23 protein-coding genes are annotated in these 21,566 nt (G+C 42.8%); 14 read left to right on the top strand and 9 right to left on the bottom strand.

The window, feature by feature from the left end:
* Positions 1-87: 87 nt before the first annotated feature.
* Entirely contained in the window at positions 88-684 is a 597-nt protein-coding gene (locus AB4298_RS05600; RefSeq protein ID WP_248999234.1) for a hypothetical protein, read from the bottom strand.
* Positions 685-902: 218 nt separating this feature from the next.
* Here AB4298_RS05600 and AB4298_RS05595 point away from each other — a divergent pair, with 218 nt between their 5' ends.
* From AB4298_RS05595 to lolE, 3 genes are read left to right on the top strand one after another with little or no spacing between them, the layout of a single operon-like run.
* On the top strand, positions 903-2,126 hold the full coding sequence (locus tag AB4298_RS05595) for a lipoprotein-releasing ABC transporter permease subunit (protein ID WP_371985973.1): 1,224 nt from the start codon (positions 903-905) through the stop codon (positions 2,124-2,126).
* Between the two features lie 56 nt (positions 2,127-2,182).
* Positions 2,183-2,881: a lipoprotein-releasing ABC transporter ATP-binding protein LolD gene (gene lolD, locus AB4298_RS05590; protein ID WP_371985972.1), complete on the top strand. Its 699-nt coding sequence runs from the start codon at positions 2,183-2,185 to the stop codon at positions 2,879-2,881.
* Positions 2,878-4,131, top strand: a complete 1,254-nt coding sequence (lolE, locus tag AB4298_RS05585) for a lipoprotein-releasing ABC transporter permease subunit LolE (RefSeq protein WP_371985971.1) — start codon at positions 2,878-2,880, stop codon at positions 4,129-4,131. The genes lolD and lolE overlap by 4 nt, the downstream gene beginning before the upstream one ends.
* Positions 4,132-4,223: 92 nt before the next feature.
* Here the strand turns inward: lolE and AB4298_RS05580 are convergent, their stop codons facing one another.
* Positions 4,224-4,604, bottom strand: coding sequence for a SpoIIAA family protein (locus AB4298_RS05580; RefSeq protein ID WP_248999230.1), 381 nt, complete (start codon positions 4,602-4,604; stop codon positions 4,224-4,226).
* Between the two features lie 214 nt (positions 4,605-4,818).
* Between AB4298_RS05580 and AB4298_RS05575 the strand changes: the two genes are divergently transcribed.
* Both AB4298_RS05575 and AB4298_RS05570 read left to right on the top strand, forming a co-directional pair.
* On the top strand, positions 4,819-5,733 hold the full coding sequence (locus AB4298_RS05575) for a M14 family metallopeptidase (RefSeq protein ID WP_371985970.1): 915 nt from the start codon (positions 4,819-4,821) through the stop codon (positions 5,731-5,733).
* An 89-nt stretch (positions 5,734-5,822) separates the two neighbouring features.
* Positions 5,823-6,086, top strand: coding sequence for a hypothetical protein (locus tag AB4298_RS05570; RefSeq protein WP_371985969.1), 264 nt, complete (start codon positions 5,823-5,825; stop codon positions 6,084-6,086).
* Between the two features lie 49 nt (positions 6,087-6,135).
* Here the strand turns inward: AB4298_RS05570 and AB4298_RS05565 are convergent, their stop codons facing one another.
* The 3 genes from AB4298_RS05565 to AB4298_RS05555 all read right to left on the bottom strand — a co-directional run bounded on the left by AB4298_RS05565 (position 6,136) and on the right by AB4298_RS05555 (position 8,133).
* Positions 6,136-6,840: an SDR family NAD(P)-dependent oxidoreductase gene (locus AB4298_RS05565; protein WP_371985968.1), complete on the bottom strand. Its 705-nt coding sequence runs from the start codon at positions 6,838-6,840 to the stop codon at positions 6,136-6,138.
* A gap of 144 nt (positions 6,841-6,984) precedes the next feature.
* Entirely contained in the window at positions 6,985-7,545 is a 561-nt protein-coding gene (locus AB4298_RS05560) for a VOC family protein (protein ID WP_371985967.1), read from the bottom strand.
* A gap of 84 nt (positions 7,546-7,629) precedes the next feature.
* Positions 7,630-8,133: a L,D-transpeptidase family protein gene (locus AB4298_RS05555; protein WP_371985966.1), complete on the bottom strand. Its 504-nt coding sequence runs from the start codon at positions 8,131-8,133 to the stop codon at positions 7,630-7,632.
* Positions 8,134-8,345: 212 nt separating this feature from the next.
* Here AB4298_RS05555 and AB4298_RS05550 point away from each other — a divergent pair, with 212 nt between their 5' ends.
* Together AB4298_RS05550 and AB4298_RS05545 are read left to right on the top strand one after the other, a co-directional pair.
* Positions 8,346-9,179 carry an ion transporter gene (locus AB4298_RS05550; protein WP_248999224.1) on the top strand — a complete coding sequence of 278 codons (834 nt, stop codon included), beginning with the start codon at positions 8,346-8,348 and terminating at the stop codon, positions 9,177-9,179.
* A 59-nt stretch (positions 9,180-9,238) separates the two neighbouring features.
* Positions 9,239-10,774 carry an MATE family efflux transporter gene (locus tag AB4298_RS05545; RefSeq protein ID WP_248999223.1) on the top strand — a complete coding sequence of 512 codons (1,536 nt, stop codon included), beginning with the start codon at positions 9,239-9,241 and terminating at the stop codon, positions 10,772-10,774.
* Between the two features lie 75 nt (positions 10,775-10,849).
* On the opposite strand, the gene AB4298_RS05540 is transcribed toward AB4298_RS05545, so the two are convergent.
* Positions 10,850-11,092: a DUF2986 domain-containing protein gene (locus tag AB4298_RS05540; protein ID WP_371985965.1), complete on the bottom strand. Its 243-nt coding sequence runs from the start codon at positions 11,090-11,092 to the stop codon at positions 10,850-10,852.
* A 234-nt stretch (positions 11,093-11,326) separates the two neighbouring features.
* On the opposite strand from AB4298_RS05540, the gene yqfB reads away from it, so the two are divergent.
* The 4 genes from yqfB to AB4298_RS05520 all read left to right on the top strand — a co-directional run bounded on the left by yqfB (position 11,327) and on the right by AB4298_RS05520 (position 16,899).
* Positions 11,327-11,641, top strand: a complete 315-nt coding sequence (yqfB, locus tag AB4298_RS05535) for a N(4)-acetylcytidine aminohydrolase (RefSeq protein WP_371986009.1) — start codon at positions 11,327-11,329, stop codon at positions 11,639-11,641.
* A gap of 190 nt (positions 11,642-11,831) precedes the next feature.
* The gene (locus AB4298_RS05530; protein ID WP_371986008.1) at positions 11,832-12,449 is read left to right on the top strand and encodes a TetR/AcrR family transcriptional regulator; all 618 of its coding nucleotides are present in this window, start codon (positions 11,832-11,834) and stop codon (positions 12,447-12,449) included.
* Positions 12,449-13,792 carry an efflux RND transporter periplasmic adaptor subunit gene (locus AB4298_RS05525; RefSeq protein ID WP_371985964.1) on the top strand — a complete coding sequence of 448 codons (1,344 nt, stop codon included), beginning with the start codon at positions 12,449-12,451 and terminating at the stop codon, positions 13,790-13,792. The genes AB4298_RS05530 and AB4298_RS05525 overlap by 1 nt, the downstream gene beginning before the upstream one ends.
* On the top strand, positions 13,789-16,899 hold the full coding sequence (locus tag AB4298_RS05520; protein ID WP_371985963.1) for an efflux RND transporter permease subunit: 3,111 nt from the start codon (positions 13,789-13,791) through the stop codon (positions 16,897-16,899). The genes AB4298_RS05525 and AB4298_RS05520 overlap by 4 nt, the downstream gene beginning before the upstream one ends.
* A gap of 151 nt (positions 16,900-17,050) precedes the next feature.
* Here AB4298_RS05520 and AB4298_RS05515 read toward each other — a convergent pair whose 3' ends face one another.
* Complete coding sequence (locus AB4298_RS05515; protein ID WP_371985962.1) at positions 17,051-17,836, bottom strand: 5'-methylthioadenosine/adenosylhomocysteine nucleosidase; 786 nt, start codon at positions 17,834-17,836, stop codon at positions 17,051-17,053.
* Between the two features lie 470 nt (positions 17,837-18,306).
* Here AB4298_RS05515 and AB4298_RS05510 point away from each other — a divergent pair, with 470 nt between their 5' ends.
* Positions 18,307-18,888 (top strand): SRPBCC family protein, encoded by a 582-nt coding sequence (locus AB4298_RS05510; protein ID WP_371985961.1) that lies wholly within the window; start codon positions 18,307-18,309, stop codon positions 18,886-18,888.
* A gap of 164 nt (positions 18,889-19,052) precedes the next feature.
* Here AB4298_RS05510 and AB4298_RS05505 read toward each other — a convergent pair whose 3' ends face one another.
* Entirely contained in the window at positions 19,053-19,556 is a 504-nt protein-coding gene (locus tag AB4298_RS05505) for a hypothetical protein (RefSeq protein ID WP_248999216.1), read from the bottom strand.
* Between the two features lie 97 nt (positions 19,557-19,653).
* On the opposite strand from AB4298_RS05505, the gene AB4298_RS05500 reads away from it, so the two are divergent.
* The gene (locus tag AB4298_RS05500; protein WP_371985960.1) at positions 19,654-20,355 is read left to right on the top strand and encodes an energy-coupling factor ABC transporter permease; all 702 of its coding nucleotides are present in this window, start codon (positions 19,654-19,656) and stop codon (positions 20,353-20,355) included.
* Positions 20,356-20,363: 8 nt separating this feature from the next.
* Here the strand turns inward: AB4298_RS05500 and AB4298_RS05495 are convergent, their stop codons facing one another.
* Positions 20,364-20,789: a GFA family protein gene (locus AB4298_RS05495; RefSeq protein ID WP_371985959.1), complete on the bottom strand. Its 426-nt coding sequence runs from the start codon at positions 20,787-20,789 to the stop codon at positions 20,364-20,366.
* 142 nt (positions 20,790-20,931) lie between these two features.
* Here AB4298_RS05495 and AB4298_RS05490 point away from each other — a divergent pair, with 142 nt between their 5' ends.
* Positions 20,932-21,219, top strand: coding sequence for a hypothetical protein (locus tag AB4298_RS05490; RefSeq protein ID WP_371985958.1), 288 nt, complete (start codon positions 20,932-20,934; stop codon positions 21,217-21,219).
* Positions 21,220-21,566 lie beyond the last annotated feature (347 nt).

Here is a 21,566-nt window from a genome sequence, read left to right as displayed (position 1 = left end):
AGGCGAGGAAACAAGTCCATTTGCAGTAAAGTTGCTAAGTATTGTAGAGGCTTGTTTCAACTCATGCCAGCGAAAAATCTTTTTGTGCTAGCGAGCCTGTTGGCGTAATTTGAGTTGCTTTTGTTGCAAACTTAAACTGGCTTTGACCAATTGCTCGACATCATTTTCTTGGATCACGCTAAAACTGAGTTCACAGACATAAGGCGCAGCTTCTACTAATTGAGTCGTTGACGACTCAAGGGCTTTTTGTTGGCAGCTTTGCACTGTAGCAACACATAAAATAGCAATCAGCTCTTCTTTGATATGCAAGGTCACTTGAAACGTTTGCCCAAGTTCAAGCGCGATAGGGCTAGTAATGGCTAATCCACTGCCGCCAAAATGACTGCCTTGATAACGAGTACCTTCGTACTGTTCTTTGGCCATAATATGCTGCAAAACCATATCGATTTTGCGTGATTGCAGTTTTAAAAATTCCACCACAGTTTTTGCATCATCGTCTAAATGACGCAATTGCAATAAACAATCTGACTCTAACGCTTTTACATCGCTGATCAGCTGTAAACTGGTGGGTAACAACATGCTCAACTGCTCAGCGGTTGGTAAAGGTTTAGCGCTGTCCCAAGGACTCAAATAGGCATCAAATGGGTGAATAATACTAAAATAGGCGGTAGAGTCGGATAACAAGGGAGTTGCCTCTTGTTTTTAGGGGGCTAATACCCCTATTATCGTGCGCATCTTTATGATTTAGCAAGGTTAGACATTAAAATGTCTTGCTTTGGCGCTGAGTTCTACAGTTCTTATTACAAGTTATGCAATGATTCTTCGTGCAAACGGGGCATTAGTGGGTGACTAAATTCTGGCTCTGAGGCTTCAGCATCAGTCGATTTTATTTGGGTTTTTTAATGAATTTTTCATTATCGTTTTACATAGGTTATCGCTACTGGCGCGCAAAGAAAACCAATGCATTTGCATCCTTTATTACCTTATTTTCCGTTTCTGGCATTTTATTGGGTGTGGCGGCATTAATTGTTGTGAGCTCGGTGATGAATGGTTTAGAAGGCCAACTTAAGCAGCGTATCTTGGGCGCGGTGCCGCAATTAACCGTGCATGCCTCTAGCTCTATAGCGGACTGGCAAAAGCAAGTTGAAAAGCTTAGCCTGCTTCCTGGCGTTGTGGGCGCTACGCCAAGTATTTCGACCCAAGCTATGCTGCAGTCAGCCAGTAATATTGGCGCGGCGCAGGTTTATGGGATCTACCCAGCCCAAGAAAAAAGCTTATTAAAAACCACCCAGAATGTATATTCCGGCAATTTCGATTTACTTGAAGCCGGTAAGTATCGAATTATCTTAGGCGCAGAATTAGCGCGCGTTCTGGATGTAGCTCCGGGCGATAAAATTCGCGTATTAAGTGGTGACGGCGTGGTATATACGCCGTTAGGCCCTGTGCCAAGTCAGCGTAAATTTACCGTTGTTGGCATATTTGAAATGGGCTCGCAAGTTGATGGCACGCTTGCTTATGTTCATCATGATGATGCGCAGCGTCTGATGAGACAAACACCAGGCGAAATTAAGCAGCTGCGTTTGTATCTAGATGATCCATTTAACGCCGCTAAAATTGCTCCAAAAGTAACCGCACAATTTGCAACGCCTGTTACCACAACGGATTGGCGTGATACCTATGGTCATCTTTTTGGCGCGGTAAAAATGGAAAAAAATATGATGAGCTTAATGTTGAGTCTTATCATTGCGGTTGCTGCTTTTAATATTGTTTCTGCATTAGTGATGATGGTGGTCGACAAAACCACCGATGTTGCTGTGTTAAAAACCCAAGGGCTGACAACGCCTAATGTGATGGGGGTTTTCCTTATTCAAGGTTCGCTCAACGCTATTCTTGGCTTGATTTCCGGCGTTACAGTTGGCGTGTTGTTAACCTTTAACTTAAATAGTATTACCCACTTTTTAGGGATCTCTATTTTAGGCGCAGGGCAGAACTTACCTGTGCAATTAGAGCTTAGCCAATTAACTTGGATTGTGGTCGGCACGTTAGTTATGACGTTATTAGCCACCATTTACCCTGCGATTCGCGCTGCTAATGTGCAGCCAGCTACTGCGCTTAGATATGAATAAGCCTAGACACCAAGAAGCGATGATACGAGTAGATTTAGATGAATAGCGAGTTAACAATGACGCAAGAATTATTGCTACAAGTGAGTAATGTTAGTAAACGTTACCAAGAAGGGTCGGTAGACACTCAGGTGCTACACAATGTTGACCTGCAAGTATTTAAAGGTGAGCAATTAGCGATAGTGGGTAGTTCTGGCTCAGGTAAAAGTACCTTGCTGCATATTATGGGGACACTCGATAGCCCTACAAGCGGTACCGTTACTATGTTGGGCGAAGATCTGTATCAGTTATCGAGTCAGCGCCAAGCTAAAGTCCGCAATGAGAACGTTGGCTTTATTTATCAATTTCATCATTTACTGCCTGAGTTTACAGCGCTTGAAAATGTGTCTATGCCCGCACTTATTCAAGGTCAGCGTCGTAAACTGGTGGAGCCTAAAGCTAAGGCGCTGCTTGAGCGGGTTGGTTTAGGTCACCGTTTAACTCACACTCCGGCTGAAATGTCTGGTGGTGAGCGTCAACGCGTGGCGATTGCAAGGGCGTTAATTAATGATCCTAAATTGGTTCTTGCTGATGAGCCAACAGGTAACCTCGATGCCAATAGCGGTGAAGCCGTGTATGAGCTCATTACCGAGCTTGCAGCGCAGCTAGGCACAGCTTTTGTGGTAGTGACTCATGATCAAAAGCTAGCCGCGCGAATGGATAGACAACTGCACATGAAAGATGGCCGCTTAGTTAAAGCGGAGGAATTGACTGCATGAGAAGTTTGTTAGCCATGTGGGTCGGTTGGCGCTTTTATCTTGCGCGCCAATCAAACCGATTTATTAACTTTATCTCGTTTGCTTCAACGGCGGGTATTGCCCTTGGCGTGATGGTGCTCATTGTTGTGCTATCGGCAATGAATGGTTTTGAAAAAGAGTTAGAGCAACGCTTATTGGGCGTGGTGTCGCATGGTGAACTAGTTGGGGTCAATGAGCCTATTCATCAGTGGCAATCAATTGTGGATGATGCCAGCCAAGTGCCTGGTATTGCTGCTGCTGCGCCATTTGTGCGTATGCAAGGTTTAGTACAAAAGGTGGGCGGTTTTCAGGGCCTCACCGTGATGGGCATAGATATTGGCAATGAAGCCAAAGTGTCTAACATCCAGCAATTTATGTCACCTAAGAGCTGGCAAAGCCTCAGTGAACATAACAGCAATAACATTGTGTTAGGTAAGGGGCTTGCTAAGAGTTTAGATTTAACCGTCGGTCAGTCACTCAACCTCTATATGCCCAATCTGAATGGCAAGTCACAAAACAAAATCGGTGCAGCTAAGAGTCACCGTTTTGTGGTGTCTGGTATTTTTGAGCTGGGCGGTGAACTCGATATGAGCACCGCTTATATTCCGATGCAGTATGCCGCTAAAACATTAAATTTAGGTGATAGCGTTTCAGGCGTGCGGATTAAGGCTGATGATGTGTTTGCTGCGCCGCGGTTAATTCGTGATTTGGGCTATAGCCAGCAGCAATATGTGTATATTTCCGACTGGACTCGCACCCAAGGGCATTTATACCAAGATATTCAATTAGTGCGTATGGTGATGTATTTAGTACTGGCATTGGTTATTGCTGTGGCATGTTTTAATATCGTTTCAACCTTGGTTATGGCTGTACGAGATAAACAATCTGAGATTGCTATTTTGCTGACTATGGGCATGAGAAAGGCCTCTGTGATGCTGATATTTGTGGTGCAGGGCGCCTTTAACGGTGTTTTAGGTTGCGTAATCGGCGCGGTGTTAGGTGTGACAATCTCAATAAACCTAAGCGCTATTGCCCGTGGTATTGAATCAATATTAGGTATTCAGTTGTTATCGGCGGATGTGTACTTTATTGACTTCTTACCTTCACAGTTACAAGTGAATGATGTCATTACTGTGGTGTGTTTAGCGTTTGTGATGAGCGTGATAGCCACGCTTTACCCTGCGTGGAAGGCAAGCCAGACACCGCCAGCAAGAGCCTTGGCAGGTAGGTGATTAATCTTGCTTAACATTGTGGATTTAAATAAAAAACGCCAGCATTTGCTGGCGTTTTTTATTTGATTAAAGGGCTTATTAATTAATTGGTATTATTCATTTAGCCACGCAAATGCATCGGCTTCATTGTCAAAGTATTTCATTTCACCCGCGACAAACCAGCGACCTATTTTAGTCGCGGTTTCTTGCCAGCCTTTATTGCCATAAAGTGCAATTTTTATAAATTGATTGCCATGTTTAAGCCCCAGTTTAAGGTCATCCCAAGCAGCGCTAAGCTCCCAGCCTTCAAGTTCAGTAGCATCAAACAAGGCTTTAATTTTTGGCTGCTTAACTTCTGCTAATGCGGAATCAATGACCGGTGTGATAGCAAGATAGTCACTGTGAGTTAACTTACCCTTTGCTTTGAGTGTGAGGAAAAACTCATCCTCAACTCTTTCTATTCCAATTGAAAATCCATGTCTTAATGCATTCATAAAATTCATCCTTGTAAAATGAAGAATAGGTTGGCAGCTCTAACTACCTGATTGAAAACTATTACGGATAACGACATTGATATCAATCTATATCACGTTTATGCTCTCGAGTAATTTAGCGCTGGAGTTAAAAGGCGCTGGGATCAGGTTAGTCTTTTTACTGTATTAGGTATAGAAGAGCTTGGAGACAAAACCAAGCCAAAAGGAATCAAAAATGGATCAGCAAGTGCACGCAATAGGCGTAAAAGGTCAGAAATGGGGCGACGCTGAAAAAGCTCAGTGGATCAATGTTCAGTCGATTAAGCGCTCTTATCAAGATGAAGTACTCGTTAAGGTACAGGCGTTAAAAGGCCTATTTGATGTTGAGCAGTATGGCGCTCTTTCTTATGATGTTGAGCGTTATCCATTGTTGGCGGTTAAATCAAAAAATTGGGATGCCAATAAAGCGACGATTTTGGTAACTGGTGGCGTGCACGGTTATGAAACAAGTGGCGTACAAGGCGCCATCCGTTTTGCTGAAACTAAAGCCGCTGATTATGCCAAGCATTTTAATATTCTAGTGGCGCCGTGTATCAGCCCTTGGGGATATGAAACCATTAACCGCTGGAACCCAAAAGCAATCGACCCGAACCGCTCTTTCTATGCTGATAGCCCTGCTGAGGAGTCGGCAGCGTTAATCAAGCTGTTAGCGGGTTTAGATGTTGAGATATTTGCTCATATCGACCTACATGAAACCACTGATACCGATAACAGCGAATTTAGACCTGCATTGTCGGCACGTGATGCTGTTGAGCATACTAACTGGAATATCCCGGATGGTTTTTATCTTGTTGGTGACACCATTCATCCGCAAGATGAATTTCAAACTGCGATTATCAAATCAGTAGAGCAAGTCACCCATATTGCCCCAGCCGATGATGACGGCAAGCTAATTGGCGTTGATTTAGCGCAGTTTGGCGTGATTAATTACGCCACTAAAGCCCTTGGTTTATGTGCCGGTGTAACGGATGCTAAATATGTAACGACGACAGAAGTGTACCCAGACAGCCCATTATCTGATGATGAAAACTGCATTGTCGCCCAAGTAGCGGCAATCACAGGTGGTTTAGACTACTTGCTGAGCTTGTAAATCATCAGGTATTGAGGAGCGCGAAAGCAAAAAAGCCTGAAATGAAGTTCGGGCTTTTTATAACAACCAAATAGTTAAGGGATATAACGTTGAGATTTTTCAAAGGATTCTGGTTTTGGTTCGGTTTGATTATTTGCCCCGTTATCATTATCGTGAGCGTATTTAACGCAGGTCGTATAATGGGATTATTGATATATAGCGAGCAACCATTTACTCAAAGTTTAACTAGCCATGTAGGTATTGAGTTAGTGATAACACTGAGTTTAGCTATTTGTGCTATTTCTGAGTTTTTACGTTCTATCAGGCATGGCAAAGCCAAGCTTTCCGGTACCGCTAGTTTACATCTTGATTAGCGCGTATTTTCAAATCTTCGATTCGGTAAATTTAATATTCAGTGTTTACTTACCAAGGTAAAATCGAGCCGTCATAACTATAGAATTTTCCTGTATCACTCGCACTGGTATTACGGACGATGCTGCTTAAACAGTCGGCCACATATTCAGCAGTAAACAGTTTTCCTTCAGGCACATTACGCTGAAATCGTTTTGATAACTCTGTGTCAGTGGTCCCAGGGTGAAACACCAATACGCAGGTATTAGTCTGCTTAAAGCGCCACTCGATACTGATGGTTTTCATTGCCATGTTGAGCGCCGCCTTTGAGCTTCTATAGCTTACCCAGCCCCCAAGACGATTATCTTCGATACTGCCAATTTTGGCGGAAACAGTCACAAAGTGGCTTGTGGCTTTCGATTTCAAGTGCTCTGCAAAATGACTAGCGAGTAATAAACTCGGAGTGACATTAATAACAATATTTTTATTGAAAAAGTTGCTATCAAACTCTTTAACGCTTTTCTCTGGGTTATGTTCGCCATCATGCAGCATACCTACTGCATTAATTAATAAGTTTAGCTTTGGTAAAAGCTTAGCAAGTTCTTCAATGTCACTTTCTACCGTGACATTTACCTTGTACCAAATCAGTTTTGGGTGATTAAGTGCAGGCTTATTTGTGCGATAGGTGGCAAATACGGTTGCTGTATTTGTCGCTAAATAATGTTCTACCAGTGCCAAGCCTATGCCACCAGAGCCGCCTACTATCAATACATTCACGTTTGTTGTCCTTACAAAGTTACCGATGTCGTGACTTTAAAGAAATACGGGTATTGGAGGCTGAGGGATCAACTCAGTCTCCATGATGTACTTGAATGGCTGATAACTTTACGCGCTGGTGGGGCACTTTTATTGATTAAGTGGTTACTCTGCTTCTGAGGCGATAACAGCTTTAATACCGTGAGAGTGAACCTTTACGCATAGGCCATCTTTCTTGAAGGCGATAGTAGGGTTGGGCAAGCGCTCTTTATCCCCTTGTGGTGAGCTTAGCTTCACTTTGATGTCAGTTTGTCCCGCTAATACTGGTGCTAGCTGTGGTGCTTGTTCAAGCAGGGATTGGGTTAGCATGTCGCAATTGTTAGCGCCGCAATCGAGCACAAGCTCTATATGCTCCCAGCCCTCCTTTGAATAAGCTTTTTCACCAGGGTAAGGCAGTTCAACACATTCAATAGTATTGGTACCCATCAAAAGTGGCGTGTTTAGCTCAATAATTAAAATTGGGCGGCCATTAATCATGTTGTCTGAAATAATCGTGCCGACGTTAGCGAAGTCTTGTCTAAGCTGGTCAGCGCTTGCATTCGTATTCACTCTTAAGGCGCTATGATCACATTCTAGTGTTAGCTTATCTAAGCCTAACTCTTGAGTAAACGCTTGTATACGCTGGCTAAATACCGGCCAGCTATTGATTAATTCTTGGTATGTCATGGGTGAGCCTTAATGCTAAAAGGGCGTGGAGAGTGATGGTAAAATATTAAAAAATCCGATAAATATGACTTGCAAAGAGGCCTATTATGGCCAGATTTCAATAGGTGTGCCTGCATCAATCATTTGCCAAAGTTCATCCATTTCGGCGTTAGTCACAGCGATACAACCGTCGGTCCAGTTATACATTTGTGCTTCTTCTGGTGACAGGCTGGAATTGGGATTCTCGCCGTGGATCATAATCTGTCCACCAGGACTAATGCCTAACGCATTGGCACGTAATCTGTCTTCATCGTTAGGGTAAGAGATATGGATCGCCCGGTAATATGCGCTATCAGATTTTTTATAATCTAATATGTAGCGACCTTCTGGAGTACGTTGGTCACCTTCGGTGAGCTTATGGCCTACAGGGCTATCGCCCATAGCAATGCGGTAGGTTTTTAGGACTTTACCTCGACGTAATACCTTCATGCTGGATTCTGACTTTGTCACAACGACTAAATCTATCTTTGGGGCTGCCCAAGCAAAATTGGATAAGAAACTGCTGACGGCCAATAGAACTAAGCTAAGTGATAGAGCTAAAAAACGCATTAGAAAACCTTGCAGACAGACGAATTAGCGATAAATGAATAATGGCATATTACCTTAAAATTCCGCCCGTGTTGACGGCAAAGGCTAAGATTATTTTTGAGCTCTGATCTTTTGCGTGTCACACTATTAGCATTATTGATTTTAAAACATTGATCCGTCGACTGAAGTCGACGAGAGCAAACATCACTTTTTTGTAAGGAGTTGCTGCAATAATGGCAACAGAGAAAGATTTAGAAAGCCAATTTAAACTTAAGTTACGTCGGGTAATTTTCGGTACTGATACTCCCGCAGGGCGCTACTTTGACCTCAGTTTGATGGTGTGCATTGTATTAAGTGTGGCGTTAGTTTTTCTTGATACAGTGGCGCGTGTTCACGCGAAATATGGCGATATTATCGTGATGCTGGAGTGGGGCTTTACCTTTATTTTTACGATAGAGTACATTCTTAGGCTCTATTGTTCGGCTAAGCCGCTCAGTTACGCGAGAAGTTTTTATGGCGTAGTTGACCTTTTATCGGTATTACCAACGTATTTGGCACTGCTGTTCCCGGGTGCTAACTTCACTATGGTTATTAGGATCTTGCGCTTATTCAGGATCTTTAGAGTATTAAAGCTGCTGCGTTATTTAAGTGAAGGTAATCTGTTATTGCGAGCCATGCTGCAATCAGGGCGTAAGGTGTTTATCTTCTTTTTCTCTGTTAGCCTGATCGTGGTTGTTCTGAGCGCCGTAATGTATGTGGTTGAAGGGCCGAATAATGGTTTTACTTCAATCCCCAAGTCTATTTATTGGACAATCGTGACCATTACCACAGTAGGGTATGGCGATATCACACCGGGTACGCCATTAGGTCAGGCCATCGCAGCATTTACTATGCTACTGGGTTATTCAATTATTGCGATACCAACCGGTATTTTGACCGCAGAAATATCGCAAGAAATTGGCCGTACAAGAGATTTAAGACGTTGCAGTAACTGTTTAAAAGTTGGTCATGAAAACAACGCATTGTATTGCGATCATTGTGGCAGCGAATTAGAGAGTGAATTGTAAATCACTTACATGTTTTGAATGTATTTAGTTAAAGGACTAGCCAAAGGCTAAGAGGTGTTATGGCGGTAGCCAAGTTTGTACAGGGATCGATTTTACGACATATTTTAGTGATGAGCTCAACAGCGGCAGTGGGGATCTCTGCGCTGTTCGTGGTCGACTTATTAGATATTTTTTTCCTTAGTTTATTAGGTGAGTTAGAGCTGGCGGCTGCGGTCGGTTATGCGGGCACGATTTCATTTTTCACCACCTCAATTGGTATCGGGTTATCTATTGCGCTAGGGGCTTTAGTGTCTCGCTCTATTGGCGCTAAAGAAACGAAAAAAGCGAAACGATTACTGCTTAACAGTTTGGTGGTGACCTTACTGATGAGCATTTTAGTTGCGATTACCGTTTATCTTTTTATCCCTGATTTATTAAAGTTAGTCGGCGCCACTGGTAAAACTGCTGAGCTGGCTGAAAGTTATCTTAATATCTTGGTGCCATCACTACCGCTTATTTGCTTAGCAATGGCGTTAGGCAGTGCACTAAGGGCTGTGGGCGATGCCAAATTGTCTATGGTATCGACCTTAATCGGTGGCGGTGTTAACGCTGTATTTGACCCGATATTTATCTTTATGTTCGCTATGGGCATTGAAGGGGCTGCGGTTGCGTCGGTGATGGCGCGTTTTGCGGTATTCGCTGTCGCTGCAAAAGGGGTGGTGGTTAAGCACAATTTACTTGGCCGTTTTAACTTTGATCACTTTGTGGAAGACTTAAAACCCATTTTTGCAATTGCAGGCCCTGCAATGCTAACTAACGTGGCAACACCAATTGGTAATGCGGTGGTTACCCGCGCTATTGCCGATTTTGGTGACAGTTACGTGGCTGGTTGGGCGGTACTTGGCCGATTAATTCCGGTGTCATTTGGGATGATTTTCGCCTTATCTGGCGCAGTGGGTCCAATTGTTGGGCAAAACTTTGGCGCGTTGGAATTTGAGCGAGTGAAAGAGTCGCTCACCCGAGCCATTCAATTTTGTGCCGTATACGTCATCGCAGTGTCTTTACTGCTGTTTCTTACTCGCCATCAAATTGTCAGTGTGTTTGATATGAAAGGTGATGCGGCAGAGTTAATCTTATTTTTCTGTTCGTATATCGCAGTGTTTTTTGTTTTTTCAGGGATTTTATTTGTCGCTAATGCTTCCTTTAACAATTTAGGCAAGGCCAAATATTCAACCTTATTTAACGTGGGTAAAGCCACTGTGGGCACTATCCCTTTTGTGTATTTTGGCGCCCAATGGGGTGGAGTATATGGAGTGCTTGTTGGCCAAGCAATAGGTTCGATTATCTTTGGTGTATTGGGTGTCGTGGTGGCTTATCGACTAGTCGATAAAGTGCAAAATATGGCGACAGGTAGTGTGTCTGCGAGTGAGTTGCGCGAGAGCGTCACACAAGCGGAAGATAAGACAGAGTTTGATGAGGAATTAAGCTTAAGTAGTCAAAATCCCATGTCATCATCATGCGCTAACATGGCAATGGTGAATGAAGAGCAAGATTGCGTTGCGAGTAATAAAGTGGCTGAGCTTATTGGTACAGACGAGAAAGCGTCAACCAAGTAAGCTCAATCTAACGAAGCGCATAGTGATGCAAAAGAGTGAGTTGGCTTGAGGTCAACTCGCTAACCGTAAAATGGGCTAGCTTGCAGGTGTTGCTTTTTCTTCGTTTGTTTCTGCTGTATCAGCAGCTGAAAGGTCAGCTTCTGCGGTGCCTTCTGTTGCAAGTAATGCTTGCTCAGCGGCTTCAGCCTCTAGTTTCGCTTGCTGTTCAGCACGCTCTGCTTTAGACACATATTTTTTGATCGTAGGCGCAGTGTGCTTATTAAGGCGAGCCTTGGCACGTTTAGCGGTCTTTTTGATCATCTTCTGTTTTCTGTTCATGAGTTCTCTACGATATGTCGTCTATAGTATGACAATTGTGGCACATTAGGCGCCAAGCTAGAAATCGGATGCGGATTTTACCCTAAACGCGCCGCTATCGCTACCGTCGTGTTTATTACAACTTGATTACTTTTTAAGGAGTGAGGTTAGCGTAAAAATGATGTACCGCAGATTACTAACAGATTAAAATGGCTTCAAAGCATCAATAGTGGTGCAGCCATGAGTTATTGCAGTATGAATCCACCAAACAGTATTACTTTTTTCAGCCGATTTGAAGCCGATATTTTAGCCGGTAAAAAAACCATTACCCTGCGTGATGAGTCTGAGTCTTTCTATCAAGCGGGCCAGCGTGTGAGCGTGTCTAACTTAGAAGATGGTCGCTGTTATGGTGAGCTTGATATCCTCTCTGTTAGCCGCGTGGCTTTTGATGACTTAAATGACACCCACGCAGAGCAAGAAAATATGAGTTTAGCTGAGCTTAAAACCTTAATTAGGCAAATTTATCCTGGTATTGAAGCGCTGTACTTAATTCACTTTAAGTTAGTTTGATGCAATTTAAATGGGTTTAATCCTTTGTAAACTCGTTTAGTTCAACTTCTTAGTCGTTATTTTTTCACTAAATTATTTTAGTGTGCGGTTATTCAAAACTCTGGTTTTTGAATAACGATAGTTCATGCAAAATCCCAAAGCAGACAGTAGACTTGTGTTATTCAACTGAATAATACGGTCTATGTCGGTGATGACAACTGAGCCCTCTAAAAAAACAGAGCAAGCAGACGTACGTGCGAATCTTATTTGCGCCGCCTATACGTGTTTCACAGCCTCTGATTATGACAAGGTTAGCATTCGACAAATTAGCGAGTTAGCTGGCGTTAATATGGCGATGATCCGTTATTACTTCGGTAGTAAGCTGGGTTTATTTGAAGCGATGGTGAGCGAGCATATACAGCCGATTCATCGCCGCGCTAAAGCCTTACAACAATCCCATGATAAACCGACCTTGGCAGATATCATGGGGGAGTTTTACCAAACAATGATCCCCAATCCTGAGTTTCCGCGTTTTCTGTTTCAGTTGATGAACTCGGAGCACTCTGTCGAGGCTAAAGGGGTCATTTTTAAATTGTTTGAGCCAATCGCTGAACTGACTCCCATGCCACATAAATTATTAGAAGGATGGGGAGAGCTTGATCCACAAATGCTGAAAATGTCGTTACTGAGCTTAATGATTTTCCCCTTTGTCATGCCAATTCCAATGGCAAAACTACATGGTTATCAACTTAATGAAGAATTTTATCAACAATTGGCCAAACACAATATTGCGCTGCTCGAAAACGGGATCTGTGGAGGAAAGCGCTAATGTCTAGTTTTAAAGGTAAGCGCTGGTATTTTTTTCCTGCATTGGCAGTTGGTTTTGTGGTGTTGGTTTTAGTGGTTAAGTTACGCAGTCATCCGCCGCTAGAGTTACAGTCAGAGCCGAGAAAATTAGTTGAAGTGACCACACTTAAGCAAGTCCCGGTTATTGCTCAAGTTGATGCGTTTGGTCGAGTGAGTCCTAAAATTCAGTGGCAGTTATTACCAGAGGTGGGCGGACGTGTGGTGTATAAGCACCCTGATCTCGCAGTGGGTAAAATCCTCGCTAAAGACACTTTATTATTATCTATTGACCCACTTGATTACCAAATTCGCCTGTCTCAAGCACAAGCAGACCGTAAAGCCCTTGAAGGTCAGCTTGCCGGTAAAGCGTTGCAACTTAAAAATCTACAGCTATCACTACAAATCGAAAATAATCGCTACGACTTAGTTAAATCAGATTTAAAGCGTAAAGAGACATTACGTAAGCAAAATTTGATTTCGCAATCAGAACTTGATGGTGAAAGGCAAAACCTATTAGCGCAGCAGCAAAAACTGCAAGAATTAGATAACAGCTTAAATCTAATGCCGAATGAAACTGACATTCTGAAGGCGCAGTTACAGCAAGCGATTGCCCGAGAACAAGAAGCCCAGAGTCAGCTAACTAAGACTGAAATTAGATTACCTTTTGAAGGCCGTGTGGCCGAAGTGAATGTTGAAGCCAGCCAAGTGGTGTCGCCACAGCAAATTCTTGCGCGTATTAATGGCATTGAGACCATGGAAGTTGAAGCGCAGGTCTCGTTAGGCGATGTGATGACATTAATGAAAACCGTTAATCAACCGCAAGCAGAAAAGGGACAACTGCCTCGCGCTGAAGCGTTAGGGCTAACGGCTGAAATCACTCTTAAAGGCGCAACTTATTCGTTTAGCTGGCCAGCTGCGATTAATCGTATTGGCGAAACCGTTGACCCAACACTTGCGACGGTAAGTGTGGTTTTGCAGGTAGAGCAAGAGTATCGCGAGCTTAAAATTGGCCAGTCACCACCGCTGGTTAATGGCATGTTTGTTAGCGCTCGGATCAAAGGCGGCGAGCGTAACTACTGGATGGTGGCAGAGCGTGCATTACATGGCGATAAACTGTATATCATGAATCAAGATAACCGATTGCAAATTATTGATGTACAAGTGCTATTCCGTCAAGAAGGCCAAGCTGCTGTACAAGGTGCGTTAGTTGAAGGCATGCAGTTAGTACTGACCGATCTTATTCCAGCAGTTAATGGCATGGCGCTGCGCACTAAAAGTAATGATGTTAGCGGATCTGAGCCTGCAAATGAGGAGACGCAGCCGTGATCGGTTTTTTTGTTCGTCATCCAACCGCAACAACGCTGTTGATGTTAGCGTTTATTGTGCTAGGTATTAAAGCGTTACCTGAGCTTAAACGTGAAACATTTCCGGAGTTTTCAAAAAACTACATTAGTGCTCAAGTCGTGCTTCCAGGTGCGTCGCCGCAAGATGTAGAAGAAAACCTCTGCCTGAGAATGGAAGATGCGGTAGACAGTCTCGGCAGTATTACCGAAACCAAATGTGACGCGCTAGAAGGCGTGGCACGCATGACATTAAAGCTTGAAGATAATGCCGACCTTGGGCGTAGCTTGGTTGACGTGCAAACTAAAATTTCGGCGATTAAAGATTTCCCGGCCGAAATTGAGCCGCCAATTGTTGAGGAGCTAGACTTTAACGAACGCATTATCGACATCGCAGTATCAGCCTCTACCAGCAAACCAGAGCTTAAAGCTTATGCCGAAGATTTAAAGCGTCGCTTAAAGTTAGATACCAGTATTAGCCAAGTTGAGATTGCTGGCTTTTCTCAACATCAATTATTGGTAGAAGTCTCACTCGGTGCAATCAAGCGCTTAGGTATGAGCGTTGCCGATGTCGCCAATCAAATCGAACAACAAAACGTGCAGTTACCGAGCGGAACGGTGGAAACGGCCAGTAAGAATATATTAATTCGGTTCGATCAACGTGAAGTTGAACCAGAGCGCCTTGGTAATATCGTTATCCGCTCAAATGCCCAAGGCGGGGTAGTGCGGCTACGGGATATTGCCACTATCACTGATAGATTTGAGCTAGATGAAGAAAGTATTCGCTTTGATGGTGAGCAAGCGGCTATTTTGACCGTGTTTAAGAATAAATCGCAAGATTCACTGCGCCTTAAAGAGGAGGTGATCGGCTTCTTAGACGCTGAGAAGCTGCGCACGCCAAACGGTATCACCATCAGTACCTCTAATGATTTGAGCTCACTATTGTGGGATCGCTTAACCATGCTGATTAAAAATGGCTGGCAAGGTGTAGTGTTAGTCTTTTTGTGCATGTGGTTATTTTTTAGTTTGCGTTACTCATTCTGGGTGGCAATGGGTTTACCTGTTGCCTTTATGGGCAGCTTGTTCTTTATGGCGCAAGTTGGATTAACCATTAACATTATGACGCTGGTGGCATTCTTAATGGCTATCGGCATCATGATGGATGATGCGATTGTGATTGCCGAATCGATTGCGGCGCACATTGAGCGGGGTATGAATAAGGCTGATGCCGTTATTCAAGGAGTAAAACGTGTATTGCCTGGGGTAGTGTCATCGTTTTTAACCACAGTTTTCATCTTTTCCAGTATCGCTTTTATGGAAGGCGATATGGGTAAAGTACTTAGAGTGATCCCGCAAACCTTGCTGCTTATTTTAACCGTAAGTTTAGTGGAAGCCTTCTTAATTTTACCAAATCACTTAGCCCATGCCGCTAAAGGTAAAGCGCGTAAAACCAGCCGCTTTAAACAAAAGTTTAATCAAAAGTTTGAGTATTTTAGAACGGTGCAATTGGTAGCAGCAGTTGAGTGGGTGATTAACTGGCGTTATGTGTTTATGGGCTCAGTGATAAGCCTGCTACTTATCTCAATTTCGTTAGCCGCGGGTGGCGCGGTGAAATTTATCGGTTTCCCAGAGCTTGATGGCGATGTTGCTGAAGCGCGAATTATATTGCCGCCAGGATCAACGCTTGAACAAACGGAGTTTGTGGTTAATCGGGTAGTGAGTGTTGCACGCGAGCTGGATGATAAATACAGCCAAAAAGAAGACAATCAAAGACTGATTCAACATATTACCGAGCGGTTTAACTTTAACGCTGATGCAGGAGAAAGCGGCGCTCACGTAGCAACGGTTAAGATTGATTTATTGAGCGCGGAGATCCGCCAGACGTTAATAAACACCTTTATCCGCGAATGGCAGCAAGGCGTGGGGGAACTGGTTGATCCAATTGCGATTGTTTACAAGCAAGGCGCAATGGGACCTGCTGGCCGCGCGATTGAAATTCGGGTACGTGGTGACGATTTAGACGAGCTAAAATCTGCGTCAATTGAAGTGCAGCAATATTTGCAGGGCTTTAATGGCGTATCAGGTGTGATGGATAGTATGCGTCCGGGGAAAGCCGAAATCTTGATGACCTTAAAACCGGGAGCGGAAGCTTTTGGGGTTAACGGTATGATGCTCGCCAGTCAGCTTCGCGGCGCGTATTTCCATCAAACTGCTGATAACATTCAAGTGGGGCCTGAGAGCATTCAAATTGATGTGCAGCTGGATAAAGTCGATGCCGCTAAACTTGAAAACTTAGCTAATTTCCCTATCACTATTGGCAGTGCTGGTGAGCAGGTGCCGTTATCGGCGGTGGCTGACTTTAAATGGCAGCGAAATTACGTCAAAATTTCACGTCTAGACGGTATGCGCTTTGTCACCATTACCGGCGAAGTGGATACTCACTTAGCCAATGCCAGCGAGATTAATAAGGCCTTTAGGGACGAGTTATTACCAGAGCTTAAACAGCGCTACCCTGGGATCAGAGTAAGCTATGAAGGTGAAGTCAAAGAGAGCGCCACCACCCAAAACTCAATGGCGAGTGGCTTTATTGTTGGCCTATTAGCGGTATTTGCCATCTTAAGCTTGCAGTTTAAGAGCTATATCGAACCCTTAGTGGTGATGGCGGTTATTCCGCTTGGTTTGATTGGCGTACTCTGGGGCCACTTATTGCTAGGTTACTCAATGAGTATGCCATCAATACTTGGTTTTGTTGCGCTGGCAGGGGTAGTGGTTAACGATTCGATTTTGTTGGTGCAATATATTCGTTACCATGTGGAAGAGGGCCAATCGGTGCATGAGGCGGTAGTGAGTGCTAGCAAAGAGCGTTTTAGAGCGGTATTTATTACGTCCTTAACCACGGCCGCCGGTATGTTACCACTGTTACTTGAAACCAGTATTCAAGCGCAGGTACTGCAACCTCTTGTGGTTTCTATGGTGTTCGGTATTTTTGCATCAACCGCACTAGTACTGTTTATGGTGCCCGCCTGCTACGCAATTTTAGAAGACTTTGGCAAGGTGAGTTTTAGTAAAAAAGACGAAGCAATAAAAGCTTAATCTTGAGTACTCACTGAGTATTATCCTGAGTAAGCCGATAGATAGAACAAAGGCGCTAACTGCAAAAGTTAGCGCCTTTTTTATCGTTAATCTGCAATCAGCGGATTTTAGCTATGTGACCGCTGTTGCTTTATTATATTTTAGTGCTTTATTACATTTTGCTGAGCATATTGAGTGTAATAGCGACAGAGTTATCTGCGGTGGTTTGTTTCGCATCTTCGTAGGTTAAATGCGCAGAACCATCAGCTTTATCTGAGATGGTGCGAATAACGACTAGCGGAATGTTGAACATATCGGTCACTTGGGCAACCGCAGCGCCTTCCATCTCAACGGCGATAGCATTGAATTCCTTAAGTAGCATGTTAACCACAGCTTTGTCTGCAATAAACTGATCGCCCGTTGCGATAATGCCTGAATGAACGCGCGCTTTACCCACAGACTCCTCTGCAGCGTTAAGTGCTAACGCTTGTAACTTTTTATCGGCATAGAATAAGCGGTCATCATAGCCATCAAGCTGACCTTTTGGCGCGCCAAAGGCGGTTAAGTCGACGTCGTGCTGTACCAGTGCCGTTGAAATTACCACATCGGCAACGTTGAGTTCAGCTCCCGCAGCGCCAGCAATACCGGTAAAGATAATACTGTTTACATTAAACTGGTTAATCAACACATAAGTGGTTATTGCGGCATTGACTTTGCCCACACCAGAGCGAGCCACAACGACAGGTTTACCTTGGATAAAGCCGGTGTAATAAGTATTTTTGGCAAGGGTATGAGTTTCGCGCTGATTAATTTTAGGCAGTAGTTTTTCAATTTCAGCATCCATTGCACCTAAAATCGCGATGGGTTGTGAGCTAGTAGCGGTATCTGCAGGTTTTGCTTGAGTATTAATAGTCATAAGTGATGAAAGTAGCGTGATAATAACAGCAGCGGTGCGCATCTTAGTGGGATTCCAGAGAGTTTAGATGCGCGCATCATAATCACATCGTTTGAGAGAGTAAATGTGGGGCACGCTTATATTCTCTTAACGTGAAGTGACTAAGGCATAGTCATCATCCAATTTAATTAAACATTGGTATGGGGCCGTTTCGCAATTATAGGTATCAAGCAAGATATTTTAAAATCATGCCAACCATACATCTGATCGAATCTGAATGTTCAATTAAGGCAATGCAGGCAAAAGTATATAATAGTTAAGCGATTGATTTTAATTCAGAATCCATAGTCAAAGAGCTTGTGTTAGATGATGCCTATTCAGATGTTGATTGGTTACGCTAAGGCTTGAATAGCGGTGTTTGCTCCATAGAGTTAAAGAATGTGCCCTTCATTGTTGGGCTAAATAGATCTAGGTTTTGATAGGCTCACACAAAAGTAAAATCTAACACTCACAAGCACCGAAGGAGTATGGTTATGAAAAGAGTTATATATCTTTTAACTTATGTTTTATTGTGCGCATCAGCATCAGCATCAGCATCAGTGGACTCTCTCCCTACAGTCAATAAATATTCTGATATGAAAACATTTGGCAGTGTTATTGTTCAGTGTCCAATAGATAAAACATGGAAAACTGTCGACAATGTAAAAAGCTGGTTTGAATCGGTATTAGGTGATTTTTTGGTTAGCATTAAAGTCACTGGAGGAAACAGAGAGCTAGAAACTATTGTTAGTTATGAAGTTGATACAGGGACTGGACAGGAAAATGCAACGGGTCAGAGTGAAGAGCGACTGATTGTACTTTCCGATTATAATTATCAATTGGTGACAACATTTAATCGCTCGACCTTACCTCTGATGCCATGGACGACGAAAGTCACATTGGAAAAAGTTACCTTTATAGATAAACCTGTTGATTACACGCTTATTAAATTTTCTCAGTCAGGGAGTATAAATGTTCCTCCGAGTAGGAAAGAAGCAACAAAAGCCAAAATACAAAAACTTTTTAATACTGTGTTTGCGCCGTCGTTAAAGGAGAAGTTTGATGGTTGCTCTTAGTGCATTAAGCTCTGTTAACGCCTTTTAAGGGGGCATAACACTGAGTTGTTTAAATAGCTGATAAAGTTGGAATAAGTATTGTCGCTTCACTGAATTTAGGCTCTTTACCTAAATGGACTTACCTAGATAATAAAGCCCACGGTTTTCCCATGGGCTTTTATTTTTTAAGAATCAAATTTAGTGAGATCCGCTTCATTAGCACCATCATTGCATTCTCCGCGGATTGTGCCGCGATCATACTGAATACTTCGATAAAGTTCGATATAGCCATCGCGGCAATAACCATTCATCTTTATTGTTTGCTGCAAACCATGTTCAATTTGCGCAGTCCAGCCACTTAAGTCGGGCCCTTGATAGCGCTTTTTAGAGCGTGAACGCTTTTTCTGATTTGAGCGAACTTCGTGAGGTAAAGCCGCTGTTTGTGATTTTGGTAACGACAATAAGGCGCGATAGGTAAATAGCTTAAGGCCATTACTTTTGATATCAGTTCTAAAAGAGTCGGTCACCAAGCCTGCAAACTCCTCCGGATTAATTTCAGGCTTGCTACTACTGCATGCACTGAGTAATAGGGTAAAGGCAAGTGCGCTAAGGTGTTTAGTAGCCTTATGAGGTAAACAAGCGCCTCTTTTACGAGGGGAAATGATTAAATTTGGTAAGTTAGCTGTCATATTTTTATTCTAGTTTTTAGGCTAATTTTTATTATTAGTCATCAGCATAACGTATATTGAAGTAAGTTAGCAGTATGATTACAGGATTTTACCGCCAATGGATGCAAGTGTTACTCAATTTTGGTTTGAAAGGGTTAACAACATTGATTGGACATTTACGGCTGGAGATTTTGCAGCGTTATTTTTGCTAGTTTTGTGGCTTTGGGTTTTATGGCCTACAGCAGAGTTGGCAAGGTTATTAAAAAATCCACCAAGACAATCTCAAATCCTGATTGCAACAGTCAGTTTAACAGGCCTGTGGCTGCTCAATGCAAATGTCACTGCAGGGATCCATATTCATTTCTTAGGCCTTGTTGTATTAATGCTAATGTTTGGCTGGAGACTGGCGACTTTGATTGCATTACCTCCCACGCTGTTTTTTAGTCTTTTTGTATTTAAGCTACCTGCAGAGTTTGCTGTATATGCATTACTTGGTGTGTGTTTACCAATTTTTGGCTGTTTTTTACTGTATAGCCAAATGTTTAAGTATCTACCACATCAACTATTTATCTATATATTTTGTGGCTCTTTCCTTAATGGCTTCCTGTCTATTGTGTTTCATATATTAGCTTGGGCAGCTTGGTTATCGGTATCGACGGACTATAGTTGGGAGTTCTTAAGCGATAATTACTTAGTGCTTATTCCCTTACTTGGGTTTCCCGAGGCGTTGCTTAACGGCATGGCGATAACTTTGTTAGTGGTGTATCGCCCCGACTGGTTATATGACTATTCTGATAGAACCTACCTTTGGAAGAAGTGACACTTAATTTAGCTGCGCCCAGCCCTGTATTTAGGGCATTCATCAGCAATTGTTAACCACTTTAACTGACTATCTGTATAGATATGATAATTCGGGCTAATTAAATTTGGATCATCAAGGCTAGTCATGCTTAATGTGAGGTAGTCTGGGTAGCGTAAATCACGAAAGCTGATTTGAGTGCCGCAGTGCTGGCAAAACCCCCGCCTTACATGTTCAGATGAGGCATATTCTTTTGGCTGTTGATTAAGCCAATTAACTTGTTCACGTTTAAAGTCCATCCAAGCTCCCACTACGGAACCCGTACTTTTTTGACATTGACGGCAATGGCAATAGTCGGCATCAAAAGGTTCACCTGAGGTTTGGTATTGCACCTTGCCGCATAAGCAACTACCGCTGCGCTTAGTTAAACGTATTGCGGTCACTCGTTCTGACATAATGTATTTCTCCGTATTCAATAGTGGTCATCACTGGCAGTTAATAGCTAGCCCTTTTAGCAACTAATTATGTTAAGGTCAATTTGTGAGCGTGATGCTCTACATTATTGAATGGATAGTTATCGTTGGCTTGGAGGCCTGTATGTTTGAAACAACTGAAGTTTTATTGTTGTTACTGTTTGTTGCTGTTTTTTACATTTATAACGAGCTTCGTGTAACCCGTCAGCGCTTTTTCAATATAGATCGCAAACTAGATTGTTTATTAGAGGAAAAGGGGATTCTTTTCGATAAGCAAACCTATGTTCCGAAAGATGTGCTAGTGGCATTCAATTTAGGTCACAAATTAAAAGCCATTCGCTTATATCGCCACCATACAGGAGCGAGCTTGAAGCAAGCCCATGAATTAATAAATAGTCTCGAGTCAAACTAATTATTCACAGAATTAATGGATTTGATTAATTTGTTAGCACTATCTGCTGTGAATTGTCATTTTATGGCGTTTAAATCGTGTGTTTTATCGGCGTGATTGTTGTTTTTATGCTTCAGGGTTAACTGCGTGTTGCTTGTGTGGCCTGTTTAATTAACACAATGTTTTTTATATTGAGTTATTCATTTTTTTAAGGTTATATTTTTAAGGATTGTTCAAAGTAAGTGGGGTATTTCTTACTAATTGATGTGTTTAGAGATAACCTTTTAGTGAATCACATTTTTTGTGAACTGGGCATGTTACTTTGGCATGAAATAATCAAAAGGGCATTTATGCCTTTTATAAAATGT

Source organism: Shewanella sp. 10N.261.52.F9, from assembly GCF_041471165.1.
GTDB lineage: Bacteria > Pseudomonadota > Gammaproteobacteria > Enterobacterales > Shewanellaceae > Shewanella > Shewanella marinintestina.
Note: the sequence above shows the minus strand (reverse complement) of the source record. Positions and strands in the feature narration are given on the sequence as shown.

What these genes read in the sequence shown, in the direction of transcription:
- AB4298_RS05530 (WP_371986008.1), top strand. Translation starts at nt 11,832, where the DNA reads ATGACAACTGAGCCCTCTAAAAAAACAGAGCAAGCAGACGTACGTGCG.
- AB4298_RS05575 (WP_371985970.1), top strand. Translation starts at nt 4,819, where the DNA reads ATGGATCAGCAAGTGCACGCAATAGGCGTAAAAGGTCAGAAATGGGGC.
- AB4298_RS05595 (WP_371985973.1), top strand. Translation starts at nt 903, where the DNA reads ATGAATTTTTCATTATCGTTTTACATAGGTTATCGCTACTGGCGCGCA.
- yqfB (WP_371986009.1), top strand. Translation starts at nt 11,327, where the DNA reads ATGAATCCACCAAACAGTATTACTTTTTTCAGCCGATTTGAAGCCGAT.
- AB4298_RS05500 (WP_371985960.1), top strand. Translation starts at nt 19,654, where the DNA reads ATGGATGCAAGTGTTACTCAATTTTGGTTTGAAAGGGTTAACAACATT.
- AB4298_RS05560 (WP_371985967.1), bottom strand. Translation starts at nt 7,545, where the DNA reads ATGACATACCAAGAATTAATCAATAGCTGGCCGGTATTTAGCCAGCGT.
- lolE (WP_371985971.1), top strand. Translation starts at nt 2,878, where the DNA reads ATGAGAAGTTTGTTAGCCATGTGGGTCGGTTGGCGCTTTTATCTTGCG.
- lolD (WP_371985972.1), top strand. Translation starts at nt 2,183, where the DNA reads ATGACGCAAGAATTATTGCTACAAGTGAGTAATGTTAGTAAACGTTAC.
- AB4298_RS05545 (WP_248999223.1), top strand. Translation starts at nt 9,239, where the DNA reads ATGGCGGTAGCCAAGTTTGTACAGGGATCGATTTTACGACATATTTTA.
- AB4298_RS05510 (WP_371985961.1), top strand. Translation starts at nt 18,307, where the DNA reads ATGAAAAGAGTTATATATCTTTTAACTTATGTTTTATTGTGCGCATCA.
- AB4298_RS05580 (WP_248999230.1), bottom strand. Translation starts at nt 4,604, where the DNA reads ATGAATGCATTAAGACATGGATTTTCAATTGGAATAGAAAGAGTTGAG.
- AB4298_RS05495 (WP_371985959.1), bottom strand. Translation starts at nt 20,789, where the DNA reads ATGTCAGAACGAGTGACCGCAATACGTTTAACTAAGCGCAGCGGTAGT.
- AB4298_RS05490 (WP_371985958.1), top strand. Translation starts at nt 20,932, where the DNA reads ATGTTTGAAACAACTGAAGTTTTATTGTTGTTACTGTTTGTTGCTGTT.
- AB4298_RS05540 (WP_371985965.1), bottom strand. Translation starts at nt 11,092, where the DNA reads ATGAACAGAAAACAGAAGATGATCAAAAAGACCGCTAAACGTGCCAAG.
- AB4298_RS05555 (WP_371985966.1), bottom strand. Translation starts at nt 8,133, where the DNA reads ATGCGTTTTTTAGCTCTATCACTTAGCTTAGTTCTATTGGCCGTCAGC.
- AB4298_RS05525 (WP_371985964.1), top strand. Translation starts at nt 12,449, where the DNA reads ATGTCTAGTTTTAAAGGTAAGCGCTGGTATTTTTTTCCTGCATTGGCA.
- AB4298_RS05550 (WP_248999224.1), top strand. Translation starts at nt 8,346, where the DNA reads ATGGCAACAGAGAAAGATTTAGAAAGCCAATTTAAACTTAAGTTACGT.
- AB4298_RS05505 (WP_248999216.1), bottom strand. Translation starts at nt 19,556, where the DNA reads ATGACAGCTAACTTACCAAATTTAATCATTTCCCCTCGTAAAAGAGGC.
- AB4298_RS05515 (WP_371985962.1), bottom strand. Translation starts at nt 17,836, where the DNA reads ATGCGCACCGCTGCTGTTATTATCACGCTACTTTCATCACTTATGACT.